The organism is Mycobacterium sp. E740, from assembly GCF_001672895.1.
GTDB lineage: Bacteria > Actinomycetota > Actinomycetes > Mycobacteriales > Mycobacteriaceae > Mycobacterium.
On sequence record NZ_LZKP01000003.1, the window covers coordinates 1 to 7,907 of the forward strand.

The window sequence follows — 7,907 nt, forward strand, 5'->3', positions numbered from 1 at the left end:
GAGTCGGACCCTGCCATCGAGCGCCGCAGCTATCGACTCGGCAACGCTTCTTCCCGGCTGTTGCGTGATGCCCAATACCGCGGCGACCGCATCGGGTAGTGCCAAAGGGTCAGACACCGCGGCTAGCTCGAAGATCCATACACCATCCGGGAATTCATCGGCAAGCTGCGTAGCGACCTCCAACGCCAGCCGGGTCTTTCCCACTCCACCGACTCCGGTCAGCGTGACAATTCGGCGCTCACGCACTGCCGCTACGACCTCGGCGACTTCCGCCTCACGGCCGATCAACTTGGACACTGCGGGACGCATATTGCCCAGCATCAGATCGACTGTTCGCAACGGCGGAAACTCGCGCTGCAAACCGGGCGCCGTCAGCTGGAACACGGTGACCGGATTTGTCACGTCCCGTAATCGACGCGGTCCCAAGTTGAGCAGTTTTACCCCGCTGAGCAGAACCGCCGCCGATTCGGCCACCAGGATCTGCCCTCCGTGGCCCGCTGCCATCACCCGTGCGGCCCGGTTGAGCACCGTGCCGAAATAGTCGCCGTCGCGGATCTCGGCCTCGCCGGTTGCGATTCCCATGCGCACAGGCAATTCCAACTCACGCTGCGCATCGATGGCCGCCGCGACGGCGGCGCCCGGCGATTCGAACGCAGCGGCCACCCCATCGCCGGAATGGCTGAACAAGAACCCGTCGTGCGCCTCGATCGCCGACCGCAGGGCCTTGTCATGGGCGGCCAGCGCTGTGCGCATCGAATCCGGATCCGCCTCCCATAGGCGGGTCGAACCCTCGATATCAGTGAACAGAAATGTCACGACGCCCGAGGGTGCGTTCATGGTGATCGGTCGAATTCAGCTCGTACCTCGTCGATTTCATCATAGGCGTATGCCGCCACCTCCGCCGTGGTCATCGCCTCACCCCTGGTCACAAGGGATTCATACGCTCGGTCACCGAGGGCGTCGCGTAGACGGACGATCACCGCGGGTAATTCGGGAACCACCGACAGAGCGAGGGGACTGAGCATGAAACCGGCTATCACGGCCGCCGACTCATTTCGTTCCAGGCGGTTGAGCAGCCACGTCAGAATCCCCAGAGGCGTACAGACACTGCTGGTGTTGCCTGAGTCGTGGTATGACCGGATCGCAAGAGTGAGGTGATCCAACGCCGCCCTCGTGTCGCCTTGCTCAACCTCGAGGCGGGCCAGTCCGACAGCCGGTACCGACTCGTTGAAGCGAATGCCATTGTCATGGGCGATCGCCAGTCCTCGGCGCAGGGCGTCGATCGCACGCGTTGGATCTGCTTTGCTGAACGCAAAACCGTAGGCGCTCAGCGCGAATGAGACCATGAACGGATTACGAGTAGCCTCGGCGGCTTCGACCATGCCGTGCGCGGCAACCATTGCCGGGTCATGGGCCCCCGCGAAGACCAGCCCGAAGATCTGACTTCCCCTGACGAAAACATGCCCGTCTCGCCGGCGTTCCAGCTGCGCGCGACACGATTCGGCCCACAATTCGGGTTGGCCCACAGCGAGGTACACGGACCCGAGCCAGTTCTCAATCCCGAACGGCAGTGGATCGTAGCTGTCGGCGAGGACAGATTGGGCGACTTCGGTGTACTGTAACGCCTCTTCGATCCGTCCCGCCATCCAGCACACAGATGCTGTGACACAGAGATTAGGCAGCAGCGGATGGTTGGCAGTGCCGGCCGGTTCGATCAGTTCCTCTGCCCAGGCCACCGGCTCGTAAATCGCCAAGCAGAAGCCGAGTAGCGCTGCGTCCGTGGCGACGGTCGCGGCGGTGTCCAGGTCGTCGTGGTCGGCGGCCCACCGGAATGCGGTTCGCAGGTTTGCGAGCTCGCTGTTGAACCAGTCGTAGGCGTCGCGTTGGCGCGGGCTGTCCCACAGCGCCAGAATCTCGGCTTGGCGCTGCGCGAAATACCGAGGGTGGGCCGTCTGAACCTCGTTGGCTATCGCAGAGGCGGCAAGCTGTTCTGCGGCGAACTGGCGGATGGTCTCCAACATGGAGTACCGGGTCCGCCCTGCTGATCGGCCGGCGACGAGCAAGGACTTGCGCACCAGTGCGTCGAGCCCGTCGAGTACGGCGTAGTCGTCGACATTGTCGAATGCCGCGACCGCGCAGGCGCTTTTCAGGTCAAACCCGCCGGCGAACACCGAACACCTCGCCAACAGCGACTTCTCGTCCTCCGAGAGGAGGTCGTATGACCAGGCGACTGCGTGACGCAGCGTCTGATGCCGACGCGAGCCGCGCCGCGACCCCACCAGCAGCCGGAACCGGTGATTCAGGCGTTCGCGCACCTCGGTCGCCGTCATCGACGCCATGCGCGAGCCGGCCAGTTCGATGGCGAGCGGGATCCCGTCGAGACGACCGCAGATCTCCACCACTGCCTCCGCTTCATCAGGCATCGAGAACTGCGGCGCAACCGCGCGGGCACGCTCGGCAAACAGCACCGCCGCCGGGGAACCAACCCCCGCATCGACGTCCAAAGCGGGCACCGGCCAGATCTGTTCGTCACCGACGCCCAATCCCTCCCGGCTGGTGGCAAGCACCCTCACGGTCGCGGACTGAGCCAGCACGGCCTCGATTACATCGGCTGCGGCATCGAGCACGTGTTCGCAGTTGTCGACAACCCACAAGCGGATCCGGCCCTCTTGCGCGGCGGCCACCGAATCGGTCAGGCTGCGACCTGGCTGTTGAGTCACACCGAGGACCGCGGCCACAGCGTCCGGGACCGCCGCAGGATCGGAGACCGCAGCGAGGTCGAAAACCCAGACCCCATCCGGGAATTCATCGGCGATGCGAGTGGCGACCTCAATCGCCAGCCGGGTTTTCCCGACCCCGCCCATTCCGGTCAGCGTGACGAGACGATGAGCCCGAATAGCAGCATCGATCTCGACGATCTCGGACCCACGACCGATGAAACTCGTCGTCTGACTGCGAAGGTTTCCTGGACTGGCATTCAATGTCCGCGGGGGCGGAAACTCCGACCGCAGTCCCGGTGCATGGACCTGGAACAAACTGATCGGGTTCGCCACGTCCCTCAGGTGCCCCGGTCCCAGGTCCACCAGTTCCACTCCGCCGAGCAGAGTCGCCGTCGAATCGGCCACCAGGATCTGTCCACCGTGCCCCGCAGCCATCACCCGCGCCGCGCGGTTGAGCACCGTGCCGAAGTAGTCGTTGTCCCGCAACTCGGCTTCGCCGGTTGCAATACCCATCCGCACCGGCAATTCCAACTCGCGCTGCGCATCGATCGCAGCCGCTACCGCGGAGGCCGGTGAGCCGAACGCCGCGGCCACGCCATCGCCGCTGTGGCTGAAGACGAATCCGTCGTGCGCCTCGATCGCCGACCGCAACACCTTGTCATGGCAAGCAAGCGCCACGCGCATGGCATCCGCGTCGGACTCCCACCGACGAGTGGAGCCCTCGATGTCGGTGAACAAGAACGTCACGACTCCGGTGGGCGGGTCCCCCGCGGTCACTAATGAAGTGTCAGCCGAGCGGCCACTTATCACACGTTTTTCGCTGAAATGCGTGCGATGACTGGCCGCTGGGCAGCCGAAACTAGGCGTCTTCGAGAAGATCGGGCGTGACCGCCGACTCCGTGTCGGGAATACCGTCCTGCTTGGCCTTGCGATCGGCCATCGACAGGAGTCGCCGAATACGCCCTGCCACAGCGTCTTTCGTCATCGGCGGATCGGCCAACCGGCCCAACTCCTCCAGCGACGCCTGCCGGTGCTCGACGCGCAGCTTGCCCGCCGCGGCGAGATGGTCGGGGACGGTGTCGGCCAGGATCTCCAGCGCCCGCTCCACTCGCGCCGCGGCCGCGACGGCCGCCCGCGCCGAACGGCGCAGGTTCGCATCGTCGAAGTTCGCCAACCGGTTGGCCGTCGCGCGCACCTCGCGACGCATCCGGCGCTCCTCCCACGTCAGCCTCGTATCCTGCGCGCCCATCCGGGTGAGCAGCGCGCCGATGGCCTCGCCGTCGCGCACCACCACTCGGTCGGTACCGCGCACCTCGCGTGCCTTCGCGCTCACCCCCAACCTGCGGGCCGCACCGACGAGTGCCAGCGCCGCCTCGGGGCCCGGGCAGCTGACCTCGAGCGCCGACGAGCGGCCCGGTTCGGTGAGCGATCCGTGCGCCAGAAACGCCCCACGCCAGGCGGCTTCGGCGTCCGCGACGCTGCCGCCGACGACCTGGGCGGGCAAGCCGCGAACGGGCCGGCCACGCAGGTCGAGCAGACCTGTCTGTCTCGCCAGCGCTTCGCCGTCTTTGGCCACCCGCACCACGTATCGAGTGCTCTTGCGGATACCGCTGGCTGACAGGACATGCACGGCCGCGCTGTAGCCGTACAGGTCGTAGATGTCTTTGCGCAGCCGCCTGGCGATGATGCCCAGATCGACCTCGGCCTCGACCACCACTCGGCCCGACACGATGTGCAACCCGCCGGCGAAACGCAGCAGCGAGGCCACCTCCGCGCGGCGCGCGGTGACAGAATTGACGGCCAGCCGGCTCAACTCGTCTTTGACCTCGGCTGTCATCGCCACGGGTCGTCACCTCTCGGTCCGTTCATCGTCGGCGTCGGCACGGTCGGCGACGGTGGCGCCGCTCCACGCAGGCGTACCCCATCCAGAGCCGCGGCCAACCTCGCCGGGTCATGTAAAGGTGTACCAGGTCTGGATACCTCGGCAAACTCAACTCGGGCATCGAGAATCGTCGCGGTGCGCCGCAATTGCTCGCGTTCACGCTCGCTGGGCACGCGGCTCGCGTCGACGATGATGTCGTGCACCGTGAACCCCGGCGCGTGCTGAGACAGGACGTGGATGTGGCGCTCGACGGAGAAGCCCGCGGTCTCCCCCGGCTCGGCGACCAGGTTGAGCACCAGCGCCCGGCGGGCGGTGGTCGCCTGCAGGGCCGCGAGCATCTCGGGCACCAGCACGTGCGGGATGACACTGGTGAACCACGAACCAGGTCCGAGCACTACGAGGTCGGCGGTCATGATCGCGTCGATCGCCTGACGCGTCGCCGGCGGGTCCCCCGGCAGCAGCCGCACCCGGCGCACCTTCCCGACGGTCGTGGCGATCGCCACCTGCCCACGGATCACCCGGCTCATCCGCGGGTCCGCCTCGAGGCCGGCGACATCGGCTTCGATTCCCAGCCCCACCGGGCACATCGGCAGCACGCGGCCTTTGACGCCCAGGATGCGGCCGAGCTCGTCGAGCGCGGCCACGGGGTCGGCCAGCACTTCGCTCAGCCCGGCCAGCAGCAGGTTGCCGATGGGGTGGCCGGCCAGCGCGCCGCTGCCGCCGAAGCGGTGCTGGATGATCGTCGCCCACAGCCGGCCGTGCGGGCTGTCAGATGCCAACGCCGCCAAAGCCATCCGCAGGTCGCCGGGCGGCACCACGTCGAGCTCGTTGCGCAGCCGCCCCGACGAGCCGCCGTCGTCGGCGACGGTGACGATCGCGGTGACGTGCGGGGTGAGCCGGCGAGCGGCGGACAGCGTCGCGTACAAGCCGTGTCCGCCGCCCAATGCGACGATGCGTGGGCTCATTCCCTACCCAGATCCCGGTGCAGCACCCGCACCGTCAGGTCGCCGTCCGCCTCCAGCCGGGCCGCGAGCGCCTCGGCGATCGCCACGCTCCGGTGCTTGCCGCCGGTACATCCGATGGCGACGGTCATATAGCGCTTCCCCTCGCGGCGGTATCCGTCGATGACCACGTCGAGCAGCCGATGATAGGTCTCCAGGAAATCCCCCGCACCCGCTTGCCCGAGCACATAGTCGCGGACCGTCGGATGCTGGCCGGTGTGCGGTCGCAGGTCGTCCACCCAGTGGGGATTCGGCAGGAACCGCACGTCCATCACGGTGTCGGCGTCCATCGGCAGTCCGTACTTGTACCCGAACGATTCCACCGTGACGCTCGTGTGCGCGACGGTCTCACCGCCGAAGGCGCGTTCGATGCTCTCCCGCAGCGCGGGCACCGACAGCTTCGAGGTGTCGATCACCAGATCGGCCGACGCCCGTACCGGAGCCAGCAGGGCACGCTCAGCGGCGATGCCTTCTGCCAGAGTCTGATTGCCCTGCAGCGGGTGGCTGCGCCGGTTCTGCTCGTAGCGGCGCACCAGGATGTCGTCCGACGCCTCCAGGAACACGACCCGCGGCGTGATGTTGCGGGTGGCCAGCTCGCTGCGCACCCAGTCGAGGTCACCGGTGAAACCGCGCGAACGCACGTCCATCACGACTGCCAGCTGGGTGATCCGCGAACCGGCCGCGAGCCCCAACTCGACCATCTGCGCGATGAGCTCCGGCGGCAGGTTGTCCGCCACGTACCAGCCGAGATCCTCGAGCACCTTGGCCGCCGTGCCCCGGCCCGCACCGGACAGTCCGGTGACGAGAACCACGTCGATACCCGAGTCGGTGCTCGAGTCGTCGCGAAAGTCCTCACGCATTCCTTGGTCCGTCATCCCGATACCCTGCGCTGATCATCGCCGATCGGCACCGCGGGCGCGTCGCTTTCGGCCGGTACGCCGAGCGCCTCCAGGACGGCCCTGGCCGTGGTGACGCCGATGCCCGGTACCGCGGTGATCTCCTCGACGGACGCCTCCTTGAGCCGCGCGACCGAGCCGAAGTGGGTGACCAGTGCCTTGCGGCGGTGCTCGCCCAGCCCCCGAATCGAGTCCAGTGCCGAGGCGGTCATCCGCTTGGAGCGTTTGCTCCGGTGATACGCGATCGCAAAGCGGTGCGCCTCGTCGCGCACGCGCTGCAGGAGGTAGAGGCCCTCACTGTTGCGGGGCATGATCAGCGGGTCGGGTTCGGCGGGAACCCACACCTCTTCCAACCGCTTGGCCAGTCCGATCACCGCGACGTCGGAGATGCCCAGTTCGTCGAGCACCGCCTGGGCGGCATTGACCTGCGGGGCACCACCGTCGACGACGAACAGGTTCGGCGGGTAGGCGAACTTGCGCGACTTTCCTTCCGGCGCAAGCTCGGTCGGGTGCTGAATGTCGTGCAGGTGACGGTAGAACCGCCTGCGGGTCACCTCGGCGATCGACGCGACGTCGTTGGAACGGCCTTCACCTGCGGCGTCGCGGATCGCGTAGTGCCGGTAGTCGGACTTGCGCGGCAGACCGTCCTCGAACACCACCAGTGAGGCCACCACGTCGGTGCCCTGCACGTGGCTGATGTCGACGCATTCGATGCGCAGCGGCGCGTCGGCCAGCCCGAGCGCGTCCTGAATACTCTGCAGCGCAGCGGTTCTCGCGGTGAAATCACCCGCACGCTTGAGCTTGTGCTGAGTGAGCGCGTCCTGGGCATTGCGGCGGACGGTCTCGGCGAGAGCGCGCTTGTCCCCGCGCTGGGGCACCCGCAACGACACCCGAGACCCGCGCAACTGGCTAAGCCAATCCGCCAACTGGTCGGCATTGCCCGGCAGGCACGGCACCAGCACCTGACGTGGCACCGGGTTGGTCGACTCGTCCCCGCCGCTGTCACTGGCGCCGTCCAGCTCGGCCTGATCACCGTAGAACTGGGTCAAGAACTGCTCCACCAACCGCTCTTGGCTCGATTCGCCCGGCTCTCCGGACTTTTCGACGATCCACCCACGCTGGCCGCGCACCCGCCCACCACGGACGTGGAAGACCTGCACCGCCGCTTCCAGATCGTCGTCCGCGAACGCCACCACGTCGGCGTCGGTGCCGTCGCCGAAGACCACCGCCTGCTTCTCCAGCGCGCGCTTGAGAGCGCCGATGTTGTCGCGGAGGCGCGCGGCTCTCTCGAAGTCCAGCTCTTCGGCGGCCTCGGTCATCTGCTGTTCCATGTCGCGGACCAGCCGGTCGGTCTTGCCCGCCAGGAAGTCACAGAAGTCCAGCACGATCTGCCGGTGTTCGTCGGCAC

Annotated in this window: 6 protein-coding genes; all 6 read right to left on the bottom strand. The window is 67.2% G+C overall.

The window, feature by feature from the left end:
- The coding region (locus A5663_RS00140; protein ID WP_231976636.1) for an adenylate/guanylate cyclase domain-containing protein at positions 1 to 837 on the bottom strand (837 nt) is incomplete at its 3' end.
- Positions 834 to 3,467 carry an adenylate/guanylate cyclase domain-containing protein gene (locus A5663_RS00145; protein WP_068142890.1) on the bottom strand — a complete coding sequence of 878 codons (2,634 nt, stop codon included), beginning with the start codon at positions 3,465 to 3,467 and terminating at the stop codon, positions 834 to 836. The genes A5663_RS00140 and A5663_RS00145, both read right to left, overlap by 4 nt.
- A 112-nt stretch (positions 3,468 to 3,579) precedes the next feature.
- A complete protein-coding gene (whiA, locus tag A5663_RS00150; protein ID WP_156744213.1) occupies positions 3,580 to 4,557 on the bottom strand; it encodes a DNA-binding protein WhiA in 978 nt (325 codons plus the stop codon).
- Positions 4,554 to 5,567 (bottom strand): uridine diphosphate-N-acetylglucosamine-binding protein YvcK, encoded by a 1,014-nt coding sequence (yvcK, locus tag A5663_RS00155; RefSeq protein WP_068142887.1) that lies wholly within the window; start codon positions 5,565 to 5,567, stop codon positions 4,554 to 4,556. Before yvcK ends, whiA begins: the two co-directional genes overlap by 4 nt.
- The gene (gene rapZ / locus A5663_RS00160; RefSeq protein WP_197503246.1) at positions 5,564 to 6,463 is read right to left on the bottom strand and encodes an RNase adapter RapZ; all 900 of its coding nucleotides are present in this window, start codon (positions 6,461 to 6,463) and stop codon (positions 5,564 to 5,566) included. The genes yvcK and rapZ overlap by 4 nt, the downstream gene beginning before the upstream one ends.
- An 11-nt stretch (positions 6,464 to 6,474) precedes the next feature.
- Positions 6,475 to 7,907, bottom strand: a 1,433-nt coding sequence (uvrC, locus tag A5663_RS00165) for an excinuclease ABC subunit UvrC (RefSeq protein ID WP_068142889.1), incomplete at its 5' end; no start/stop codon positions are given.

Bases quoted from the DNA above. Each gene is read 5' to 3' on its own strand.
- whiA (WP_156744213.1), bottom strand. From the start codon at position 4,557: ATGACAGCCGAGGTCAAAGACGAGTTGAGCCGGCTGGCCGTCAATTCT.
- yvcK (WP_068142887.1), bottom strand. From the start codon at position 5,567: ATGAGCCCACGCATCGTCGCATTGGGCGGCGGACACGGCTTGTACGCG.
- rapZ (WP_197503246.1), bottom strand. From the start codon at position 6,463: ATGCGTGAGGACTTTCGCGACGACTCGAGCACCGACTCGGGTATCGAC.